Genomic DNA, 20549 nt, shown 5'->3' on the forward strand with positions numbered 1-20549 from the left:
GGCGTTCAAAAGCCCCGCTGGAGCAATCCAGCGGGGCTTTTTTGGCGCCTTGGAAAACAGGGCGGCTTTCGACAAGAAGCGGCCTCCCGTGCCGTAATCGAACTCCCTACGAGCGGATCCTCAAGAAACCCACCAAGCCGACTTGACCCCACTGTTCTGATTATTAAAATTTGATACTAATTGGGGGGGGGATTATGCAGCGAATTCGCTATGCATTGCTTTGTGCGGTGTTTGCTGGATCGGTCGCGGGCAGCGCTCAGGTCGTGTCAACGCCAACCAAGGCGGTCCAACTGAGCAAAGTCATCATCAATCCAGATATCCCCAAGACAGACCAGCGCGTGAAGGTGGGAACGATCTGCCTTCTCGCTGGCAGCCCTCTCGACTTCGGGTCTGGAGAGCGTACGCTCAACTATGAACGGTTCGACAGACTTTTTTCGGCCACGCTGCATAGTCGCGGTTTCAACGCCATCGCGAAATCGTCAAATCTGTTCGAAGGCGAGGGTAGCAGTCCCAGCCCCGACATCCTGATCGGGGCAACTTTCCGTCCAAAGTCCGTAAACGTCTGCGACTCAGTCAACGGGCTGAAAGGCACTCTAACCATCTCCGTCGAATGGCAAATTTACGACCGCAGCAAGCAGCACGTCGTTGACACAGTGATGACGCAGGGCGTGGGTCAACTACTAAAATTCGAGGCAAATGGCGTCAATATCTTGGTTGACCAAGCATTCTCCGCTGCCACCACTGCGTTAATTGAACAAGGTGTGCTTCAAAAGTATCTCGGTAACCCTCATCAACCGTTGGCTAGTCAACTTCAAAACCCATAAGCGGCCCGACTGTTAGCCACCCATTTCGCCGTGTCCTTTCCCACGTAAAATGGGGTGGCGGAGGGAGTCAGCGATCCGCTGCAAAGCAAGGCGAATGTCACGCAAGCCCACCCCCGGCCCCTCCCGCCTGCGGGAGGGGAGAAAGTCCACTCCCCACCCTTCTTCGTCATCCCAGCGGATGCTGGGATGTAGATTCACGTTTGAAGTGCAACATTTGGATTGAAGTGTGAGAATGCCTCTGCGGGAGTAAGGAAGTCGAGGCATTTTCTTGGCGTATGATTATAGCGCTGTACGGCGGCGAGGATGTCATCGGGGGTGATGGCATCGAGGTTGGTTTTGCGCGGCAGGCTGCGGCGGAGGCGTCCGATGGCATTTTCGACGCCGCCTTTTTGCCAGGGTGAACGGACATCGCAGAAGAAGGTCTGGATACCGATCTGGTTTGCGAGCTGGTGATGCCGGGCGAACTCGGGTCCATTGTCGAAAGCGATGGAGCGCCGGAGGGTTTTGGGCAGGTCGGCCAGCATGTCCGCCAGATGGCCTGCGGTTCTGCGGGCCTTTCGATCCTGTGGCCGGTGGATGATCGTGAACCGGGAGGCGCGTTCATGGGCGACGAGGATGGCCTGGCCATAGCAGGCAAACAGCATGAAATCGGCTTCCCAATGGCCTGGGCTTTGCCGATCATCGGCGTCGGGCGGGCGCTCGGTCAAGGGGCGGCGATGCTTGATGATGTCGAGCATGCTCCCGCCGGTAGGGACAGGGTGACCGCGCCTGTGCCGGGCGCGTGGCAGCAGGCGATGCCAGTAATCCTTCTGTGCCGAACGGTGATAGATGAAGCGGTAGATTGACTCAGGGCTGATGAGGGTGCGACCATGTTCGCGCGTCAATCGGCCTGCGATCTGCTCGGGGGACCATCCCATCGCAAGGCCGTCCCTCACAAGGCCGCGCAGGTCCGGTTGGCGTTCCAGCTTGAAGCGGCAATCCCATCGGCGCCTGCGTTCGGCAAGCTGCTGGGCGCGGACAGGCTCATAGCCACCGGGCCAGACCTTGGTTCGCACGCTGTTGCGCCGCAGTTCGCGGCTGATCGTAGCCGGTGCCCGCCCGAGATGCGCCGCTATGGCTCTTTGCGATTTACCGCCTGCATGCAGGCGGTAAATCTCGATCCGCTCCTCAAGGCTGAGCTGGCCATATCTCTGTCCCATCGCAACAACACCCTAGCAGGTGTTGCACTTGTTCCGTGAACTCAGGGGATCTCGTGAGGCTAGGCGGTGCCCTATCGTGAGAGATGCCAGCTTTCGCTGGCGTGACGATGCGGGGATGTCTGCTCACCACCCAAATACGCCCACTCAGTCACCGAACGCAACTATCCAAACCATCCCGCTGGACCACGCCAATCCGGCTCGTGATGCTGTTGCCATAGCGCCGGGTAAAACCGCGCGGTGCAATCGCCCCCCTTTTCTTGGGCAACGGCAGTACGGCAGCAATTCGGGCCGCTTCCGCGCGTGTCAGCTTGCCCGCGCCATGATGGAAATAGCGCATGGCACCAGCCTGCACGCCATAGGTTCCAATCCCCGTCTCCGCGACGTTCAGATACACCTCCATGATCCGCGGCTTGCCCCAAATCACCTCGATCAAGATAGTAAACCAGGCTTCAAACCCCTTGCGGATGAAACCGCCACCCTGAAACAGGAACACGTTCTTCGCGGTCTGCTGGCTGATAGTCGATCCACCGCGAATCCTGCCGCCACTGGCATTGTGACGCAGCGCTTGCGCGATCGCGACCGCGTCGAAACCATGATGACTGCAAAAGCGGCTGTCTTCGCCTGCGATGGCCGCGCGTGCCATGTTCGGATCGATATCGTCCAGACCTACCCAATCTTTGGTGATGCCATTCGGATCGGCCAGCATCGTCAACGTCACAGGGGGCGGTACGAAGCGATAGAGCAATACCAGCAGCAGCGAGAGCGCGACAAAGCCGCCCAATATCCGGATGACGAAGCCGACCCAACGGAAGCGGCGGCGAGACGAAGCGGCGACGGTGGAGCTCATTTGCTCGTTCGTAGCGCGATCTGTCGAGCATTCAAGTTGGCACGCACCGCCGAGGCAATCCGCCATAGCGGGGGGCCGGAAATGCCCACAAAAAAAGCCCCGGATCACTCCGGGGCTTCCTATTCATTGCAATCAGCGTCAGGCCAGCGCCAGCCGCATCTTGCCCAGCCTGTCGCCAGCAATCCGCATCATGGCCTTTTGCAGCTTTTCAAAGGCGCGCACCTCGATCTGGCGGACACGCTCGCGCGATACGCCATAAACCTGGCTCAGTTCTTCCAGCGTCTTGGGCTCTTCGGCCAGACGCCGCTCGGCAAGGATATGCTTTTCACGATCGTTCAGATCATCCATCGCCTCGACCAGCATATCGTGACGCAGCGTCTTTTCCTGCTCATCCGCGACCAGCTCGTCCTGCAACGGGTCGGTGTCGGCGAGCCAATCCTGCCATTGCCCTTCGCCGTCCTCGCGCATCGGCACGTTGAGCGACGTGTCCCCGCCCATCGCCATGCGACGGTTCATGGAGACCACGTCTTCCTCGGTCACGCCCAGGTCGGTAGCGATCTTCTTGACGTCGTCGGGGTGCAGGTCGCCATCCTCGAACGCTTCGATGTTGTTCTTCATCCGGCGAAGGTTGAAGAACAGCTTCTTTTGCGCCGCGGTGGTGCCCATCTTCACGAGCGACCAGCTGCGAAGGATGAATTCCTGGATCGACGCGCGTATCCACCACATGGCGTAAGTGGCCAGGCGGAAACCGCGTTCCGGCTCAAACTTCTTCACGCCCTGCATCAGGCCGATATTGCCTTCGCTGATCAGCTCGCTGACCGGCAGGCCATAGCCGCGATAACCCATGGCGATCTTCGCCACCAAACGCAGGTGGGACGTCACCAGTTGGGCCGCCGCCTCCGGATCCTGATGTTCCGCATAACGCTTGGCGAGCATATATTCCTGCTCAGGCGTCAGCAGCGGAAACTTGCGGATTTCCGACAGATAGCGGTTGAGGCTGGCTTCACCGCCCAGCGCTGGAACCGCGGGGACATTGCTTTTTGCAGCCATGTCGCTTCACCTTTCCCTTTCGTGCGCGGCGGGACCCAGAAGAGGCGTCCGATGCGCCGTCGCAAACTTGTCAAAAACTATACGTGGAGCTCGCTTAACAGTTCCTGCATGTCGGCAGGCAGTGCGCTGTCAAAGCTAAGTTTTTGCCCCGTCACCGGATGTATGAACCCCAGCTGTTTCGCGTGCAATGCCTGCCTTCTGAAACGCATCGTTTCCAGTATCGTTTTGAAACCTTTTCTCTCTCTACTGTAAACCGGATCGCCGATCAAGGGGTGACCCAGATGCGCCATGTGAACGCGCACCTGATGGGTCCGTCCAGTTTCCAGCCTGCATTCAACCAAAGCCGCTCCGGCAAGGCGCTCTATGGTGCGATAATGGGTGACGGCATGTTTGCCACGCCCTTCGCGATGGACCGCCATTTTCTTGCGATCCGAATCCGACCTTCCGATCCATGTGTCGATCGTTCCGGCTGCCGGTTGGGGATGTCCATAGACGATCGCTGCATATAGCCGGTCGATGCTGTGCGCCTTGAACTGCTGTGCCAGCCCTTCATGCGCCCGGTCGGACTTTGCGACGACCAGAAGGCCGGACGTATCTTTGTCGATCCGATGAACGATACCGGGCCGAGCCACGCCGCCGATGCCGGACAATTGTCCGCGGCAATGATGGAGCAGGGCATTGACCAACGTCCCGTCCAGATTGCCAGCCGCCGGGTGGACCACCAGACCCGCTGGTTTGTCGACGACGATCAGGTCGGCATCCTCATGCACGATGGTCAGCGGAATATCCTGGGCGATCGCCTCGGCATCAATGGGCGCTGGAACGCTGATCGCAAAAGTCTGACCATCGGCCACCTTCATCGACGGGCTCAGCGTTCGCCCCGCGAGTGTCACTTGACCATCGACGATCAGGCTCTTCAATCGTTCGCGTGAAAGTTCCGGAACCAGCTCGGCAAGTGCCTTGTCCAGGCGAAGCCCATGCTGCGCTTCGCCTATCGTCGTCTCGATGATAGAATCCCCCGAACCCATTGGTTAAGCATGTAAGAATGATGGTCCGCATTTCAAGATTGCTGCTGGAACAGATCATGTCTCACGCTGCTGGAAGCGCTGACGAAGTCTGCGGGTTGCTGCTGGGGCATTCCGGCTGCATCACGCAAGCGCTTCCGGCGGCAAATGTCGCACCTGATCCTTCACGGCATTTCGAACTTGATCCCGCAGCGCTCCTTGCCGCTCATAAGGCTGCGAGGGCGGGTGGGCCACCCGTGATGGGCCATTATCACTCGCACCCTGGCGGTTGCTCTGAACCGTCCGCGACGGATGCGGCTTGCGCGGCCCCCGACGGCAGCCTGTGGCTTATCATAGGCCGTGGGGAGGCGCGGCTTTGGATCGCGAGCATGGGGCGGACGGAAAAGGTGACATTTTCCGAGGCTATGCTCGACATCATGTGAGGCAAAGGCGGTAGGCCGGGGTTGCATCATCTGGCCCGGCAGCGCATTAGCCTGTCATTCCTTCCAGTTATTCCGGCGGCAGAACCCTTCATGACCAACCCGACCGACAGCATCGAATTTGCCAGCTTGCTTTGTTCGCGCCTGTGCCATGATCTGCTGAGTCCGGTTGGTGCCCTTAACAACGGCCTGGAGCTGATGGCGGATGAAACCGACCCGGAAATGCGCCAGCGCTGCCTTGATCTTTTGGCCGACAGCGCGAAGACTTCGGCCAACAAGCTGAAATTTTTCCGGCTTGCCTTCGGATCGGCGGGCGGCTTCGGCGATGCGGTGCCCACGCATGAAGCCCGCGTCGCGATCGAGGGCATGTTCGCGGCGGGCCGGGTCAAGGTTGGCTGGCTGGTCGAAGACGACATGCTCGACAAGCTGCCGGTCAAGGTGTTGCTGAACCTGGCTCTCATCGCGGGCGACGCACTGGTGCGCGGTGGCCAACTGGACATCGGCGCTGAAAAGCGTCCTGGCGTTACCGAAATCGTGGTCCGTGCCGAAGGTCCCAAGCTGGTGCTGGACCCCGACCTTCGCGCCGCTCTGGCAGGAACTCTCCCGGAAGACAGCCTCGCGTCCCGCACAGCAGCCGCGTGGATGATCCGCAGCCTGGTGACGAGCGCGGGAGGAGAGGTCGCTCTATCCCCTGCCGGAGAGCCCGTGCTGCTGTTCGGCGCTTCTATCCCCGGATGAAGCTGTCCTGATCCGGCGTCGCCTGTTCAGGTCATAATATTTCCCGACTGTTCTTCGGTTATGAAGAAGCGGTTCGGTCCTTGGACCGCATCTGGGCCGAAGGGCTTCAGGCGGTTGTCGATGGCCTTGTAACTCGTTGCCGCGTGCAAATGTTTCTGATCTCGTTGGCCCAACCAAAAGAAAAAGCCCGGCCACTTGCGTGACCGAGCTTCTTTTCTGACGGCAACCCGAAAAAATCAGGCGCTGTAGTACATGTCGAATTCGACCGGCGAGGGAGCCATTTCCCAGCGGTACACTTCGGGCCACTTCAGCTCGATATAGGCTTCGATCTGGTCCTTGGTGAACACGTCACCCTTCAGCAGGAACTCATAGTCGGCTTCCAGGCTGTTCAGCGCTTCACGCAGCGAACCGCAGACGGTCGGCACCTGGCTCAGTTCTTCCGGCGGCAGGTCATAGAGGTTCTTGTCCATCGCGGAACCCGGATGAATCTTGTTCTCGATGCCGTCCAGACCAGCCATCAGCAGCGCTGCGTAGCAGAGGTAGGGGTTCGCCATCGCGTCGGGGAAGCGGAACTCAACGCGCTTTGCCTTCGAACCCGCGCCGTACGGAATACGGCAGGAGGCCGAGCGGTTGCGGGCCGAATAGGCCAGCAGAACCGGCGCTTCGAAGCCCGGCACCAGGCGCTTGTAGCTGTTGGTGGTCGGGTTGGTGAAGGCGTTCAGGGCCTTCGCGTGCTTGATGACGCCGCCGATGAAGTAGAGGCACATGTCGCTGAGGCCGGCATAGCCTTCGCCCGCGAACAGCGGCTTGCCGCTGTCCCAGATCGACATGTGGGTGTGCATGCCCGAACCATTATCCTGCGCGATAGGCTTGGGCATGAAGGTCGCCGTCTTGCCATAGGCCTGGGCGACCATCTGCACGACATACTTGTAGATCTGCATGCGGTCGGCGGTCTGGACCAGCGTGCCGAAGGTCAGGCCGAGTTCGTGCTGGGCAGCGGCCACTTCATGGTGGTGCTTGTCGCAGGGCAGGCCCATTTCGAGCATGGTGGTGACCATCTCGGCGCGAATGTCGGTGGCCGGATCGACCGGAGCGACGGGGAAATAGCCGCCCTTGGCGCGCGGGCGGTGAGCAAGGTTGCCACCCTCATATTCGCGGCCGGTGTTGGTCGGCAGCTCGATGTCGTCGATCTTGTAGAAGGACTCGTTATAGTCGTTGTTGAAGCGGACATCGTCGAACATGAAGAATTCGGCTTCGGGGCCGACATAGACGGTGTCGCCGAAACCGGCCGACTTGACGAAGGCTTCCGCGCGCTTCGCGGTCGAACGCGGGTCACGGGCGTAAAGTTCGCCGGTGTCGGGCTCGACGATGTCGCAGAACAGGATCAGCATCGGGGTCGCGCTGAACGGATCGACATAGACCGCGTCCAGGTCGGGCTTCAGGATCATGTCCGACTCGTTGATCGCCTTCCAGCCTTCGATCGACGAACCGTCGAACATCAGGCCTTCGTTCAGCTCATCTTCGCCCAGGACCGAAGACACCATGGTCAGGTGCTGCCACTTGCCCTTGGGATCGGTGAAGCGCAGATCGACCCACTCGATCTCCTTCTCTTCGATCATCTTCAGGATGTCTTTTGGCGTGTTGGCCATGTGCGCTTGCCCTTCTTTCATATTTGCCCCCCCGAAGGGGTAGTGGATGTTGCAGTTCGTCCGCTCCTCTACGAAGCCGACGCGAAATCAAAACTGGTAGGGATCAGATTGCGTCGCTGTCCCGCTCGCCGGTGCGGATACGAACCGCGCCTTCGATTGCCGAGATGAAGATCTTGCCGTCGCCGATCCGCCCGGTTTGCGCGGCGGCGGAGATGGCCTCCACCACGCGGTCCGCCAGCGAGTCGTCCACGACGACCTCCAGCTTCACCTTGGGCAGGAAGTCGACGACATATTCAGCGCCACGATACAGTTCGGTATGGCCCTTTTGACGGCCAAAGCCCTTGGCCTCCGTAACCGTGATGCCGGACACGCCCACTTCGTGCAGCGCTTCCTTCACCTCGTCGAGCTTGAACGGCTTGATGATCGCCTCGATCTTTTTCATCACTCTAATCCCAACTCAAACGCGCGCGCGATGACGAAGTAATCTTCGCCCTCATCATTCAAAAGCGACGATCTTCATGCCCCCGCGACATGCGCCGTGCCTTTCAACAATCAATTACCGTGCCAAACGGCGAATCGCTACGCCACGCTTTCGGCGATGCCGCAATCTTTGTCCATATTGCCTGATTTGAAGGCAATATTGTCCCACGGTGCCTGATTTTTAGGCAGGGTTTTTCAACTCAGATAAGGCGGTGCGTCCAGGCCTGCCGGGCTCTTCGTGAAAATCTCGCAGCCATTTTCGGTGATCCCGATGCTATGTTCGAACTGCGCGGATAGCGTGCGATCGCGCGTGACGGCGGTCCATCCATCTTCCAGCATCTTCACGCCGGGCTTTCCGATGTTGATCATCGGTTCGATGGTGAAGAACATGCCGGGGCGCAGTTCCGGCCCCGCGCCGGGACGCCCGACATGGACGACTTCGGGGCTGTCGTGAAAGACGCGGCCCAGACCATGGCCGCAAAAATCGCGGACCACGCCATAGCGATGCTTTTCGGCGTGCTTCTGAATAGCGTGGCCGATGTCGCCCAGATGATTGCCGGGCTTTGCCTGTTCGATGCCCAGCATCAGGCATTCATAGGTCACTTCGATCAGCCGCCGCGCCTTGATGCTGGTTTCGCCGACGATGAACATCCGGCTCGTATCGCCGTGCCACCCATCGACCAGCGGCGTCACGTCGATATTCAGGATGTCGCCATCCTTGAGCTTCATGTCGCCGGGAATGCCATGGCAAATGACATTGTTGAGCGAGATGCAGCAGCTGTGCGTATAGCCACGGTAGCCAAGGGTCGCTGGCACGCCGCCACCATCCAGCGTCATCCGCCGGACGATGTCGTCCAGCTCGCCGGTGGTCACGCCCGGAACCACATGCGGCACCAGCGCATCAAGGATTTCGGCAGCGAGCCGTCCCGCCTTGCGCATGCCTTCGAAACCCGCGGCGTCATATAGTTTGATCGCGGTCGATCGCGAAATCGGCGCATCGGCCGTCATCGTCATATATTCGGTCATGACGCAGTTATAGGCGGGGCAGCAGGATATTGCGAGGCCCCGATCGCGTCGGGCTAGGCAGCCGACCCGTCAAACGCTATGGCCAGCCTCATGCCCGTAACCGAACGTATCTGGACCGCCGCGCTGATCGTGATCGGAGACGAGATTCTGTCCGGCCGAACCCAGGACAAGAATATCGCGCAGATCGCGTCCTGGCTGAATGTGCAGGGGATCCGGCTGCGGGAAGTACGCGTGATCGCCGATGACAGCGACTCCATAGTGGAAGCGGTAAATGCGCTTCGGGCACGCCACGATTATCTGTTCACCACCGGCGGGATCGGGCCGACGCATGACGATATCACCGTCGATGCGATCGCCCGCGCCCTTGATGTCGATGTCGAAATTCATCCCCAGGCCCGCGCCATGCTCCAGGGCTATTATGAAACACGCGGCGGGCTGACCGACGCGCGGTTGCGCATGGCCAGGGTGCCTGCCGGTTCCGACCTTATCGAAAACCGCATGTCTGGCGCGCCTGGCATTCGACATGGCAATATCTTCATCATGGCGGGCGTGCCGCACATCACGGCTGGCATGCTCGACATGCTGACCGGGACGTTGGAGGGCGGCCAACCTCTGCTGTCGGCGCAGATTGGCTGCTGGGTCGCGGAAAGCGAAATAGCCGACCTTCTCGCCGCGACGGAGCGCACGCATGAAGGCTGTCAGATCGGCAGCTATCCCTTCTTCCGGGATGGCCGGACGGGGGCAAACTTCGTCATCCGCTCAACCCGGGCCGCAGTGCTGGAGCAGTGCATTGCCGATTTGAGCGCTCGACTGGAGCAAGGCGGCTGGCCGGTCTTCGCTGGCGGCATCTAGGTCCGATTTTTGCCAGCAACTGGCTGGTTCCACGCCCATATGTGTCTGCTTAGCGGCGGGTTGCGTTGCATGCACTTGGTACGAAACGCTATGCTGCGCTGCATCAATAGCTGGCTGGTTCCAGCTTTTGGATGTCGGGCTTTACGCTTGTGCGTCCGATCCATGGTGAAAGGCTAAGCCCATTAATTCCGCGCTCGCGGGATCGGCTTTTCGTGCCCTTTTTCTTTGGATCGCTGCGCAAGGTGAGCCGCTTGTTAAGGAGAATAGGTGATGCGGATCGTGATGACCGGATCGGGCTATGTTGGGCTGGTTTCAGGCGCATGCCTTGCCGACTTTGGGCATGATGTCGTCTGCGTGGACAAGGACGTTGCGAAGATCGAGGTATTGCGCGATGGCGGCGTACCGATCTACGAGCCGGGGCTCGCCGACCTGATCGCGCGCAATGTGAAGGGAGGACGTCTCACCTTCACCACGGACCTGGCCGCTTCGGTGGCCGAGGCGGACGTCGTCTTCATCGCGGTTGGTACGCCCGCGCGCCGGGGCGATGGTCACGCTGATCTAAGTTACGTCTATGATGCCGCTCGCGAAATCGCATCCGCATTGCGCGGCTTTACGGTCGTTGTCACCAAGTCGACTGTTCCCGTCGGAACAGGGGACGAGGTTGACCGCATCATCCGCGAAACCAATCCTGCAGCCGAATTTGCTGTCGCTTCCAACCCCGAATTCCTGCGCGAAGGCGCGGCGATTCAGGATTTCAAGCGGCCCGACCGTATCGTCATCGGCATTGAGGATGATCGTGCACGCCCCGTGATGGAGGAGGTCTATCGCCCGCTTTACCTGAACCAGGCGCCGATCCAGTTCACTGGCAGGCGCACCAGCGAACTCATCAAATATGCGGCTAATGCCTTCCTCGCGATGAAGATCACCTACATCAACGAGATCGCGGAACTGTGCGAACATGTCGGCGCGGACGTTCAGCAGGTTGCGCGCGGCATCGGCCTCGACAACCGCATCGGTAGCAAGTTCCTCCACGCGGGTCCCGGCTATGGCGGCTCCTGCTTCCCCAAGGATACGTTGGCGTTGGTGAAGACCGCAGAGGACGCAGGCGCGCCCATCCGCCTTATCGAAACGACGGTCGCGATCAACGAAAGCCGCAAGCGAGCAATGGCCCGCAAGGTGGTAGCGGTGTGCAATGGCTCCGTTCGCGGCAAGACGATCGGCGTGCTGGGCCTTACCTTCAAGCCCAACACGGACGATATGCGGGACGCGCCCTCACTCTCTATCATCCAGGCGTTGCAGGATGCCGGTGCCCAGGTCCGCGCCTATGATCCGGAAGGGATGGAAGCCGCCCGCGCCATGCTGCGCGACGTCGACTTCTGCACCAGTCCCTATGAAGCGGCTCAGGGAGCCTCGGCCGTGGTGATCGTCACCGAATGGGATGCGCTCCGTGCGCTCGACCTGCCGCGCCTGCGATCCGTGATGAGCGGCGAGGGCCTTGTCGACCTTCGCAACATCTACCGGGCCGCCGACGCGGAAGCGGCGGGCTTCTCCTATGTCAGCGTAGGGCGGGGCGCAGAGCCAGAGCCCGAACCTCTTATCCAGGCGGCGGAATAAAGCTTGCCCGGTTCGGCTCATCGCAAATGCTGCTGCTTTGCGATGAGCCGTGCTTGACCAGAAGTTTTTGTTAATCTTCGTATAGGACCCTCAAGGGGTTTAATAAGCGGGGGTTGCAGAAATGAATATCAGGCTGACCGGCTCCATGGTTGGAGCCGGATTATCGCTTCTGTGCGTCATGGCGGCGGGAGCCGCGACAATGTTGTCGAGCGAATCGACATCTTCTGACTTGCAGGATGGGTCCACCACGACCCTACTTAGCAGTGGATCAACATCGACAACGAATGCGACAACTTTGTCGCCTATCGAAACCACTTCGGCTGTTTCATCCAGCTTTTCCACTTTCGATTTCGCCAATGGTACAAAGCTGCCGGGCAAGTCGACCTTATGGCTGAGCAACGCGACCGTCCGTCCGGGCAGCGGTACGGCCTATGTGTCGGTAAAGCTTGATCGTCCGACGCCGAACACGGTCATCGCACGAGTCATTACCGTGAACGGCTCAGGCACGCTGCGCGCGCTGTCGGGCTATAACTACGAGACGGTGGATACCGTCGTGATCTTCCGTCCCGGCGACCCGCTTGTTCAGACGGTGGAAGTGCCGATCATCGGTCTTGCTCAAGGACAGCAATTCCAGTTGAAGCTGCGTGAGGCGCCCTGGGGTGCCTTGCAGGGCCAGTCGCTGGCGACCATCACCGCGACCAGCTACGTAGCGCCCACACCCAAGGCAAGCGGCACCTTCCGCCAGCCTCGGACTTTCTCGGCGACGGGCACGCTCCAGTTCGAGCTGAAGAAGGACGCGCACAAGCGCTCGCCCGACGGCGGCTGGGATCGCTGGGCCACCTCGCTGTCGCATGGCCGTACCCAGATAGCCAATGGAGAGACCGGCCTCTATCTGGATTCGTCGCTATTCCCCGGCGTCGAAGGTCCAGTCTACTGGGGCACACAGGGCCTCGTCCTGCACAGCCAGAAGCTGAAGTCGCCCATCTGGTATGAAGGCTGGAACTGGTATTATGGCGCGTCGGTGCTGGATGGCCGCAACTTCATCGCCTCGCAGATCGGCTATGGCCAATATGAATGGGTGGCCCGGATGCCCGACCGCCGGGGCTCATGGCCTGCATTCTGGCTGATCTCCACCAGCGGATGGCCGCCCGAAATCGATATCTATGAGGGCTTCGGCTATCAAAGCTATTGGGACTTTGATCGCCACATCGCTCACACCATCCATGGCGGCGCAGACGGGGTCCGCAGCTTCCAGCGGGGCGTCACGATCCAGGCTGAGCAGGCTTACGGCCTCAATGGCTTCGCCCAAGACTTCCACCGCTTCGCCGTCGATATTCAGCGCGATTATATCACCTGGTTCGTGGATGGGGTCGAAACATACCAGTCGGTCAATCCCTTCCAGGGCCACCGCTGGTATCCGATCATGGACGTCGCGGTGAAGACCAGTGGCGCCTATGATGATGGGTCAGGAGACATGATCATCAAGAGCCTGCGCATCTACAGCGCGCCATAATGGCTATGGGCGCCGCCTGACAGGGCATAGAGGCGCCCCCAGCATTTGACCCACTGCCCGGCAACGTCCACGCGGCGAACGCCGGGCAGCAGCAACCCTGCAAGCCCAGCGGTGCGCAACCCCAGAATGCCGAGTGTCCGCGCTACCAGCACAGCCTGCGCAACGCGCCCCGGCCGCCGCTTCCGCCGCGCCAGCGTCTCAGTAAAGCCGATCCGCCACATCCGCTTCAACACCCAGCTCAGCTTCGCCCGCTCCGGCGGCACCCACTCGCTGACGCGCGCATCGGGCGCCCAGGCGAACCGCGCGCCCGCCTCCCGCAACCGCGCAAGGAAATCCAGATCTTCACCCCCGCTGCGGTTGAAGCGCACATCGAACCACGGCCGTGGCACCATTTCCAGCGCCCTGCGGTTCACCAGCAGATTATTGCTCGCCCATAACATGCCTGTTGCGCCCCATGCACGCTGCTCCGGCCGGAACACCAAAGTCTGTTGCGCCCATCGCGGCGGCCCATCCTTGAAGTGAAAATCAACAGGCCCCGCGACCACATCGGCACCCACCTGCGCCTGACAGGCAAGGAGCGCGTCGAGCCAGCCCGGCTGCGGCCACTCATCATCATCGATCATGGCAATGAACCGCATAGCGGGATCGGCCATCGCAACATCACATATCGCATTGCGAACCGAGCAAAGCCCCGGCTCCGCCACCGGCAACAGAGTCAGCGGATGGGGATAGCCGCTTTTCCGCAACGCCTCGACCACAGCGGCACCCTCCGCCGCATCCCCGTCATTGTCGGCGACCAGCACCATGACATCTTGCCGCTGCGCCAGCTTGGCCAACGTCTCCAGCAAATGCCGCAACTCGGCGGGTCGCCGAAACGTCGGAACGGCAATCCATATCGGCTTGCCCATCATCGTGCCACTGGTTCCAGCACGGTGGAGCGCTGCGAGCGCCGCTTTTGCAGCCATTTGATGAACTGATGCCCTCGCACCTCGATCAGCAAATAGCTGACCCAGCAGATCAGCCAGGTGATGACCAGCGTCCCAGCCAGGAACAGCCAATCCACCCCGACGATCCCATGCCGCTGCGCCACGCCCATTGCTCGCGCGGCGACGTCGCGCACCAGTGGATGCCAAAGATAGATGGAATAGCTGATGAGGCCGAGGTGAAAGCTCAGCCGGTTGGCCATCACCGCGCGCGCGGCTGGTCCGTCATAATAGCAGCTCAGCACCAGCGCGGGCATCAGGCACACCACCAGCACATCGGCTCCCGGCAACAGCAGCGCCAGCGCGATCAGACCACAAACCGCCGCAAAGCCGCCTTTGCAGCCAATCACGGCCTTGCACAAAGGATGGTCCGCAACACGATATGTCAGAACCCCCAACGAAAAACCCGCAATGCAGCGCAGCAGCGTCAGCACGCTGTCGCTGTCATTGACGTCCAGTGGTCCGCTGGCCCCCAGTCCCGACGACGCAACCAGCAGGAGCAATCCAATGCACAGCGTCACCTGCGTCCATGCCCAGCGCGAAAAGGCAAGGATCGCGATAAATGGATAGATTAGATAGGCCGCAACTTCCGTGCTGACCGACCAGCTATTGCCTGCGATCGGCTCCGTGCCCCAGCCCCAGCTCTGCACCATGAACAGGTTACTGACGATGTTCGCGGCGTTCAAATCTATCGACTGATTACCCGACACGTTGAGCAGGATGCGTAGCCCAAAAACCAATGTCACGATCAGGTGCAGCGGCCAGACCCGAGCCATGCGGTTGAAGAGGAAATCCATATAGCTCGCTCGGCCCAGATGCTTCACCACCCGGTCATGATAGCCGTAGGAAATCACAAAGCCGCTCAGGATGAAGAAGAGATCGACGGCCAGATAAGCGCGCGAAAATAGCGGGATGGCGAACTGCGCAAAGGCCGGTTGGTGCGGGATGTGATAAAGCAGGACGGAAACGGCCGCGACCCCGCGCAGGCCGGTGAGTGAGGCGACCCTCATGCCCGGTTCCTCTTGGCAGGCGGCGCCGCATCGAAGGCGCCAGCGATTGCGTCCCAAAATGGCTTCCGGGCCATTTTACCGTCAAAGGGCAGACCACGGGACAGCTGCCCGTCAGGCCATTTATAATCGGGATATTTGGACAGCCATGAATCCTTGTCCGACACCCCCCAGCACAGGACCGATCCCACCGCCGGATTGTCTAGCGCCACGTCCAGAAACGCCTTGGCAAAAGCTGCCACCTCCCGATCGCGCTTTTCCGGATTGGGCGGGCCACTGCGGTCGGCGATATCCAGTTCGGTGATCGCCAACTTCAGCCCATATCCACTCAGCGCCTGCAAAAAGTCGGCAAATTGCCGCTGATTGAACGGCTCCTTATAGGGCTTGAGGTGGCCCTGAATGCCGATGGCGTCCACAGGCACCCCCCGGCTCAGCAGCCGGTCGACCAGCTTCAGCATAGCGGTTCGACGTCGTTCGCAACGGGGGGAGTCATGTTCCAGCCCATAATCGCCCAGAAACAGCGTCGCTTCGCCATCGACTTCCCGCGCGCGGTGAAACGCCAGGTCGATATAATGCTCGCCCATGGCTTTCATCCATAGGTTCTCCGCGCGCATCCCGTCGGCGCGGCCCTGATTGGGCTCGATCGTTTCATTGACCACGTCCCATTCTGAAATCCGGCCCGCATAGCGCCGCATGGCGACGTCGATGTAGCTCGTCATCAACCGCCGTTGCTGTGCATCGCTTGCCCGCCGCACCGCCGGTTCCAGCCAGGGCGGATTGGCGGTGTACCAGACCAATGTGTGCCCGCGCGCTCGCATCCCATGCGCCTGCGCGAAGTCGATGATCTGGTCAGCGCCGCTAAAGTCGTATTTGCCGGGCTTGGGTTCTGTGGTTTTACGCTTCAGTTCATATTCCTGCACCAGGATGCTGCATTCCCGCGCGGCTGTGGCCCGATAGGCTTTGTCCTCCCGCAGCAGTCGCGACTTGACGGCAACACCGAAATGGCGACCGGAACGCTTGGCATGATCGGCCAATCCGTCGCGCGACGCGACGCGGGCCGCGCCGGGCGGCAGGGGAGAGCAGGCCGCCAGCGTCGCTGCCCCCGCCAGAAAATCCCGCCGCCTCACAGGCTTTGCCTCCGCCCGCTCAACAGTCGCATGACATCGATCCAGCGATCGCAGATTTTGCGATAAACGCCGTCCGGCAGAACGATCTGCATCAGAACCGCACCCGCCAGGCGCGGCCCATAGGCTCCATGCATCAGCGCGGTCAGATAGTAACGGATGGCTCGAAGCCGCTTAGTCGGCCAGATGCTCTTTGCCGCATGCCAACCCATATAACCGGAAAAGGCGCGCGCCGAGATATGGGGACGCAGGTCCGCCAGCCAGGTGAGGCTGCCCGCATTGCCACGAACCTGCGACAGCCGGTCCTCCGCTTGACGGTCCGCCCAGATCGTTCCGGGGCGGCTGGTCATCACGAAGCGCGCGCCCGCCAGCGACAGCCGCAACGCGAAATCCGTGTCGTCCCCAAACTTTACATCTTCGCGATAACGGACCTTCTCGGCCAGCGAACGGCTCAGCGCCACGCTGCTGGTCTGGATGAAGCCGCGATCGCACATCAGGTAGCGATCGACTGGCTCATTCCGCTGGATCGCGCGCGGCGGTTTCAGGAAGTTCCGTCCACCGCCCCGGTCGGCCAGCACCTGGCCATAGGCTACGACATGCTCACTCTCTTCCAGCAGCGGCAACAGGTCGGCAAGGTGATGCGGCAGGAAACGGTCATCGCAATCCAGAAAGGCGATGTAGCGGCCCCGCGCCCGATCGACACCGGCATTGCGCGCCGCCGACGCGCCCCGGTTCTGCTGCACGACGATGGTCAGGCGTGGGTCCTTGATTGCTCCCAACGCCAATTCGGTGCCGTCGGTGGAGCCGTCAATGACGACGATCACCTCGATCACCGCGATGCTCTGCTCAAGTGCAGAAAGCACGGCTGCGACCACGGCGTCGCGGCGTTGATAAGTGGGAATCACAACCGAAAAAAGCGGTTGGGCGACGGCAGCCTGAAGCTGCGATGGGGGTTGCCAGGCGCTCATCACGACCGTGCCCCGCCATGGGCCGGTTCGCCCTTGCCGAACCGCAGCACGAAGAGATTCACCAGCGAGCGGTAGATCGGCTTTGGAAGATATGACCGCAATATCTGCCGCGCGACCACCTTGGGCGGCACCCCTCCCGCGAACAGGCCGATTATCAGATCGCGCAGCGCCGCGACGGGGCGCACTGGCGCCATATGATAGGCGAGCACTGTCGCGCGATAGCCACGCCGCGCCCGGCCGGTGAGCATGTGACCGCAGCGATCCAGCCAGTCGAGCGAGGTTTCATAGCCCCGGACATAGGATGTGCGGCCAGCTTCGGTCGCGTCCAGCCAAACCGTCAAAGGCTCGTCGATCATCTTGAACCGCGCACCAGCGCCCTGCAATCGGACGCAGAAGTCGAGATCCTGTCCCTTCTTCAGCGCTGGATCGAACAGCACCTTTCGCGCCATGTCGCTTGGCACGACCATGGTCGATGTCTGCATGAACTGGTTGGCGCAGAACAGATATTCGCCAACATCCTCGCCGTCCCGGATGCCGCGATCAGGCCTGATCCAGTAACGATCGACGCCCCGATCCACCTTCATCCGGGAATATAGGACCGTGCGACCGTCATCATCTTTCAGCGCCTGCGCCATGATTGACAATTTGCCCGGCAGGAAAAGATCGTCGGAATCGAGGAAGGCGATATATCGGCCCCGCGCGGCCTTGATCCCGTGATTGCGCGCCGCGCCACCCCCGGCATTATCCTGTCTGATATACCGCACGCGCGGGTCGCCAATGGCTTCGATCACCGGCGCCGGATCGTCGCGCGATCCGTCATCGATCACGACGATCTCAAAATCCTGCCAGTCCTGCGCTTGTACCGACCGGATCGTGTCACCCACGATATCGGCGCGGTTGTAGAGCGGGATGACGACGGAAAAGAAGGGGGCGGCATCGCTCATGCGCCATGCACCTTTCGATATTCTTCGTAACGGAAGCCGGCGATACCGGCGATCTTGCCAATGGCGCGGTATAGCTTGCCCAGCCGCACCACCCGCTTGCCCCGGTCCAGAGTGGCCGCAGCGCCCAGCGTGCCGACTAAGAATCCTGCGGCGATGCGCGGCGCCTCGCCTAGCAAGGTGCGCAGCCGCCCCTTATGGAACCGCTCGACCATCATGTCGGTCATCCCCAGCCGATAGCCGCGCATCAGCAGCCATTGGGCAGTGACCCGGCTCGCCGGAATGAGCTCCGTCACCAGAGCCTCCTCCGACCAGGCAAAGCGAAAGCCCTTGCGCGCCATCCGGCTGAACAGCTGCTTGTCCGACCCGCCGGTCAGCGCCATGCGTTCATCGAACGGCCGCTCGCCCATCTGGTGCAGCGCCTGCGCAGAGATCAGCACATTGGCCGTACTATCGACGAGCGCGACAGGCCCCGAAGTACCGCGCCGCTTGGCTTGCAACAAGGGATGCCGCGCGGCCCAGGGCGCAACCCGCGCATCCATCTCCCGCGCCACCGCACCGCCCACGACATCCGCATTCCAGCGCATGGCGGTATCCACCAGCGCATCGATCCAACCGGGGGAGGCGGCTTCATCATCGTCCAACATCGCGACATGCGTCACGCCGGGTCGCGCCAGCGCCTCCGCCACCAGAGCATTGCGCACCACGGGTATCCCCCGCTCAGCCACCAGCAGCGCCTTGATCGGCCAACGATAGCCTTGCGAAGCCAGCCTCTCGACCACGCCCATGCCCTCGGCCCGCGCGGCATCATTGTCCGCGACCAGCACTTCCAGCTTGTGCCTCGTCTCCAGCGCCGCAATCGACTCCAGCGTCCGCCGCAACCCTTGCGGCCGATTGCACGTCGCGATGCAGATAATAACCCTAGCCATTAACAGCCTCCGGGGAAGAAATGCGCCGCCGCTGCCATTGCGGGCGCGGCTTGGCCTTGAAAGTGGCGTGCGCGGTGGCAACCGCGGCGAGAAAGATCACCCAGACCTGCCGGTCCTTGTCGAAGAAGGAGGTTTCCAGCAGATTCTGGTACATGACGAACACCCAGATGGCGAAAGCCGGAACCATCAGATGCTGGTTCTCCTTGGTCGATCCGGTCAGGAACCAGTAAGCGGGCAGCGCCAGAAAGCTCACTAGCAGCATGACGAGCCCCAACGGCCCGGTCGTCACCCAGATCTCCAGATATCCATCATGCGAATGCGCCGTCAGCATCTGGAATTGCTGATTGAGATAATCATGCGCCGGAGAGTTCGCCCCGACCTGCCAGAAGCCGCCAAACCCCGCCCCCAGGAACGGATGATCGGCCAGATAATCCAACGCCACGCGCCAGATCGACACCCGCCCGGTGAAGCTTGTCGGATCAGCAAACAGCCGCTCGATCGTAGGTTGATAGGCGATGTAGAGCGCCAGAAACCCCACCATCCCAAACCCGAGCATGATGAGCAATATCGCCCGCTTCTGCGTATTGTCGCTCAGCGCCCGGTAGATGTTGCTGATCGCCAACATGCCGATGCACAGCGCCAGCGACGTCTTGCTCTTCGTCCCGATCACGAACACGAACGCCATGATCGCGAACAGCGCATAATACCATTTCCGGCGATCCACCCACGCATTGCCGCACACGATGAAGCACAGTGCCATCACCGCGCCCGCAATATTCTTGTGAAAGAAGAAACCCCGCCACGCGCCGATCAGCGCCTTGTCGCTCTCGGTGGGCGGATGCACTGCGGCCGAGGTCAGCGGCATCGAAATCCAACATATGAGAAGCGAGGTAATCAGCGCCCATCGTAGCGCAGTGAACAACCGCTCCGGCCCGATCAGAGCCAATGCGCAAAAGGTGATGTAGATCACGATGAACTGCTGCATCACCCGCTTGAAGGATACGAACGGATCGACGCCCCAGCTACAGGTGATCAGGAACCAGACCAGCATGATCGCCAGCGGCCAAAAGGTGAAACGGTATTTCAGCGGATGTTGCCGCAAGACCTGAACCACCGTCAGCAACAGCGCAAAGCCGATGAACAGCGCCTGCTTGAACAGGTCCGACCCGTCATTGGCCTGCGCCATCGCGACCAGCTCGTCTTGCGTGCGGGAAGCGAAAGGCTGCTGGCCGATGAAGACCATCATCAGGAACACATAGTAAAAGATCTGCGCGACCACGACCATCCGGCTTTCCTGCGAAGCAGCAGGAGAGGGGAGGGACGGCGCGGTGCCCATGCGATGCCATGTCGACGCCATGGCT

20 protein-coding genes are annotated in these 20549 nt (G+C 60.9%); 6 read left to right on the forward strand and 14 right to left on the reverse strand.

Features of this window, described 5'->3' with window-relative positions; genetic code table 11:
* Positions 1–194 precede the first annotated feature (194 nt).
* Positions 195–824 carry a hypothetical protein gene (locus tag ACZ5U1_RS03610; RefSeq protein WP_464779404.1) on the forward strand — a complete coding sequence of 210 codons (630 nt, stop codon included), beginning with the start codon at positions 195–197 and terminating at the stop codon, positions 822–824.
* A 194-nt stretch (positions 825–1018) separates the two neighbouring features.
* Here the strand turns inward: ACZ5U1_RS03610 and ACZ5U1_RS03615 are convergent, their stop codons facing one another.
* The 4 genes from ACZ5U1_RS03615 to ACZ5U1_RS03630 form a co-directional block, all read right to left on the reverse strand.
* Complete coding sequence (locus tag ACZ5U1_RS03615) at positions 1019–2023, reverse strand: IS30 family transposase (RefSeq protein ID WP_464779405.1); 1005 nt, start codon at positions 2021–2023, stop codon at positions 1019–1021.
* A gap of 148 nt (positions 2024–2171) precedes the next feature.
* On the reverse strand, positions 2172–2870 hold the full coding sequence (gene mtgA, locus ACZ5U1_RS03620; RefSeq protein WP_464779406.1) for a monofunctional biosynthetic peptidoglycan transglycosylase: 699 nt from the start codon (positions 2868–2870) through the stop codon (positions 2172–2174).
* Positions 2871–3008: 138 nt separating this feature from the next.
* Positions 3009–3920, reverse strand: coding sequence for an RNA polymerase sigma factor RpoH (gene rpoH / locus ACZ5U1_RS03625; protein ID WP_196225951.1), 912 nt, complete (start codon positions 3918–3920; stop codon positions 3009–3011).
* Between the two features lie 77 nt (positions 3921–3997).
* Complete coding sequence (locus tag ACZ5U1_RS03630) at positions 3998–4948, reverse strand: RluA family pseudouridine synthase (protein WP_464779407.1); 951 nt, start codon at positions 4946–4948, stop codon at positions 3998–4000.
* A 17-nt stretch (positions 4949–4965) separates the two neighbouring features.
* On the opposite strand from ACZ5U1_RS03630, the gene ACZ5U1_RS03635 reads away from it, so the two are divergent.
* Positions 4966–5367, forward strand: coding sequence for a M67 family metallopeptidase (locus ACZ5U1_RS03635; RefSeq protein ID WP_464779408.1), 402 nt, complete (start codon positions 4966–4968; stop codon positions 5365–5367).
* Positions 5368–5457: 90 nt separating this feature from the next.
* Entirely contained in the window at positions 5458–6102 is a 645-nt protein-coding gene (locus ACZ5U1_RS03640) for a histidine phosphotransferase family protein (protein ID WP_464779409.1), read from the forward strand.
* 236 nt (positions 6103–6338) lie between these two features.
* Here the strand turns inward: ACZ5U1_RS03640 and glnA are convergent, their stop codons facing one another.
* From glnA to map, 3 genes are all read right to left on the reverse strand, one after another.
* Complete coding sequence (glnA, locus tag ACZ5U1_RS03645) at positions 6339–7751, reverse strand: type I glutamate--ammonia ligase (RefSeq protein ID WP_464779410.1); 1413 nt, start codon at positions 7749–7751, stop codon at positions 6339–6341.
* Positions 7752–7854: 103 nt separating this feature from the next.
* Positions 7855–8193, reverse strand: coding sequence for a P-II family nitrogen regulator (locus ACZ5U1_RS03650; protein WP_021319928.1), 339 nt, complete (start codon positions 8191–8193; stop codon positions 7855–7857).
* 233 nt (positions 8194–8426) lie between these two features.
* Positions 8427–9257 carry a type I methionyl aminopeptidase gene (gene map / locus ACZ5U1_RS03655; RefSeq protein ID WP_464779411.1) on the reverse strand — a complete coding sequence of 277 codons (831 nt, stop codon included), beginning with the start codon at positions 9255–9257 and terminating at the stop codon, positions 8427–8429.
* A 90-nt stretch (positions 9258–9347) separates the two neighbouring features.
* On the opposite strand from map, the gene ACZ5U1_RS03660 reads away from it, so the two are divergent.
* The 3 genes from ACZ5U1_RS03660 (at position 9348) to ACZ5U1_RS03670 (ending at position 13236) form a co-directional block, all read left to right on the forward strand.
* Complete coding sequence (locus tag ACZ5U1_RS03660) at positions 9348–10109, forward strand: competence/damage-inducible protein A (RefSeq protein WP_464779412.1); 762 nt, start codon at positions 9348–9350, stop codon at positions 10107–10109.
* A gap of 270 nt (positions 10110–10379) precedes the next feature.
* Positions 10380–11723, forward strand: coding sequence for a UDP-glucose dehydrogenase family protein (locus ACZ5U1_RS03665; protein ID WP_464779413.1), 1344 nt, complete (start codon positions 10380–10382; stop codon positions 11721–11723).
* A gap of 121 nt (positions 11724–11844) precedes the next feature.
* The gene (locus ACZ5U1_RS03670) at positions 11845–13236 is read left to right on the forward strand and encodes a glycoside hydrolase family 16 protein (RefSeq protein WP_464779414.1); all 1392 of its coding nucleotides are present in this window, start codon (positions 11845–11847) and stop codon (positions 13234–13236) included.
* Here the strand turns inward: ACZ5U1_RS03670 and ACZ5U1_RS03675 are convergent.
* Genes ACZ5U1_RS03675 through ACZ5U1_RS03705 form a run of 7 tightly spaced genes read right to left on the reverse strand, consistent with a single transcriptional unit; the run spans position 13221 to position 20545 of the window.
* Positions 13221–14201: a glycosyltransferase family 2 protein gene (locus tag ACZ5U1_RS03675; protein WP_464779415.1), complete on the reverse strand. Its 981-nt coding sequence runs from the start codon at positions 14199–14201 to the stop codon at positions 13221–13223. The two genes, ACZ5U1_RS03670 and ACZ5U1_RS03675, sit on opposite strands and share 16 nt — an antisense overlap.
* On the reverse strand, positions 14144–15229 hold the full coding sequence (locus tag ACZ5U1_RS03680; RefSeq protein WP_464779416.1) for an acyltransferase family protein: 1086 nt from the start codon (positions 15227–15229) through the stop codon (positions 14144–14146). The genes ACZ5U1_RS03675 and ACZ5U1_RS03680 overlap by 58 nt, the downstream gene beginning before the upstream one ends.
* The gene (locus ACZ5U1_RS03685) at positions 15226–16353 is read right to left on the reverse strand and encodes an endo-1,4-beta-xylanase (protein WP_464779417.1); all 1128 of its coding nucleotides are present in this window, start codon (positions 16351–16353) and stop codon (positions 15226–15228) included. Before ACZ5U1_RS03685 ends, ACZ5U1_RS03680 begins: the two co-directional genes overlap by 4 nt.
* On the reverse strand, positions 16350–17318 hold the full coding sequence (locus ACZ5U1_RS03690) for a glycosyltransferase family 2 protein (protein ID WP_464779418.1): 969 nt from the start codon (positions 17316–17318) through the stop codon (positions 16350–16352). The genes ACZ5U1_RS03685 and ACZ5U1_RS03690 overlap by 4 nt, the downstream gene beginning before the upstream one ends.
* Positions 17318–18262 carry a glycosyltransferase family 2 protein gene (locus ACZ5U1_RS03695; protein ID WP_464779419.1) on the reverse strand — a complete coding sequence of 315 codons (945 nt, stop codon included), beginning with the start codon at positions 18260–18262 and terminating at the stop codon, positions 17318–17320. The genes ACZ5U1_RS03690 and ACZ5U1_RS03695 overlap by 1 nt, the downstream gene beginning before the upstream one ends.
* Positions 18259–19188: a glycosyltransferase family 2 protein gene (locus ACZ5U1_RS03700; protein ID WP_464779420.1), complete on the reverse strand. Its 930-nt coding sequence runs from the start codon at positions 19186–19188 to the stop codon at positions 18259–18261. The genes ACZ5U1_RS03695 and ACZ5U1_RS03700 overlap by 4 nt, the downstream gene beginning before the upstream one ends.
* On the reverse strand, positions 19181–20545 hold the full coding sequence (locus tag ACZ5U1_RS03705) for an O-antigen ligase family protein (protein ID WP_464779421.1): 1365 nt from the start codon (positions 20543–20545) through the stop codon (positions 19181–19183). Before ACZ5U1_RS03705 ends, ACZ5U1_RS03700 begins: the two co-directional genes overlap by 8 nt.
* Positions 20546–20549 lie beyond the last annotated feature (4 nt).

The sequence above is a fragment of the Sphingobium sp. TomTYG72 genome (assembly GCF_055394715.1).

Bases quoted from the DNA above. Each gene is read 5' to 3' on its own strand.
- ACZ5U1_RS03615 (WP_464779405.1), bottom strand. From the start codon at position 2,023: ATGGGACAGAGATATGGCCAGCTCAGCCTTGAGGAGCGGATCGAGATT.
- ACZ5U1_RS03675 (WP_464779415.1), bottom strand. From the start codon at position 14,201: ATGGCTGCAAAAGCGGCGCTCGCAGCGCTCCACCGTGCTGGAACCAGT.
- ACZ5U1_RS03700 (WP_464779420.1), bottom strand. From the start codon at position 19,188: ATGGCTAGGGTTATTATCTGCATCGCGACGTGCAATCGGCCGCAAGGG.
- ACZ5U1_RS03680 (WP_464779416.1), bottom strand. From the start codon at position 15,229: ATGAGGGTCGCCTCACTCACCGGCCTGCGCGGGGTCGCGGCCGTTTCC.
- ACZ5U1_RS03630 (WP_464779407.1), bottom strand. From the start codon at position 4,948: ATGGGTTCGGGGGATTCTATCATCGAGACGACGATAGGCGAAGCGCAG.
- map (WP_464779411.1), bottom strand. From the start codon at position 9,257: ATGACCGAATATATGACGATGACGGCCGATGCGCCGATTTCGCGATCG.
- ACZ5U1_RS03635 (WP_464779408.1), top strand. From the start codon at position 4,966: ATGATGGTCCGCATTTCAAGATTGCTGCTGGAACAGATCATGTCTCAC.
- ACZ5U1_RS03690 (WP_464779418.1), bottom strand. From the start codon at position 17,318: ATGAGCGCCTGGCAACCCCCATCGCAGCTTCAGGCTGCCGTCGCCCAA.
- ACZ5U1_RS03705 (WP_464779421.1), bottom strand. From the start codon at position 20,545: ATGGCGTCGACATGGCATCGCATGGGCACCGCGCCGTCCCTCCCCTCT.
- ACZ5U1_RS03660 (WP_464779412.1), top strand. From the start codon at position 9,348: ATGCCCGTAACCGAACGTATCTGGACCGCCGCGCTGATCGTGATCGGA.
- rpoH (WP_196225951.1), bottom strand. From the start codon at position 3,920: ATGGCTGCAAAAAGCAATGTCCCCGCGGTTCCAGCGCTGGGCGGTGAA.
- glnA (WP_464779410.1), bottom strand. From the start codon at position 7,751: ATGGCCAACACGCCAAAAGACATCCTGAAGATGATCGAAGAGAAGGAG.
- ACZ5U1_RS03610 (WP_464779404.1), top strand. From the start codon at position 195: ATGCAGCGAATTCGCTATGCATTGCTTTGTGCGGTGTTTGCTGGATCG.
- ACZ5U1_RS03640 (WP_464779409.1), top strand. From the start codon at position 5,458: ATGACCAACCCGACCGACAGCATCGAATTTGCCAGCTTGCTTTGTTCG.
- ACZ5U1_RS03665 (WP_464779413.1), top strand. From the start codon at position 10,380: ATGCGGATCGTGATGACCGGATCGGGCTATGTTGGGCTGGTTTCAGGC.
- ACZ5U1_RS03670 (WP_464779414.1), top strand. From the start codon at position 11,845: ATGAATATCAGGCTGACCGGCTCCATGGTTGGAGCCGGATTATCGCTT.
- ACZ5U1_RS03695 (WP_464779419.1), bottom strand. From the start codon at position 18,262: ATGAGCGATGCCGCCCCCTTCTTTTCCGTCGTCATCCCGCTCTACAAC.
- ACZ5U1_RS03650 (WP_021319928.1), bottom strand. From the start codon at position 8,193: ATGAAAAAGATCGAGGCGATCATCAAGCCGTTCAAGCTCGACGAGGTG.
- mtgA (WP_464779406.1), bottom strand. From the start codon at position 2,870: ATGAGCTCCACCGTCGCCGCTTCGTCTCGCCGCCGCTTCCGTTGGGTC.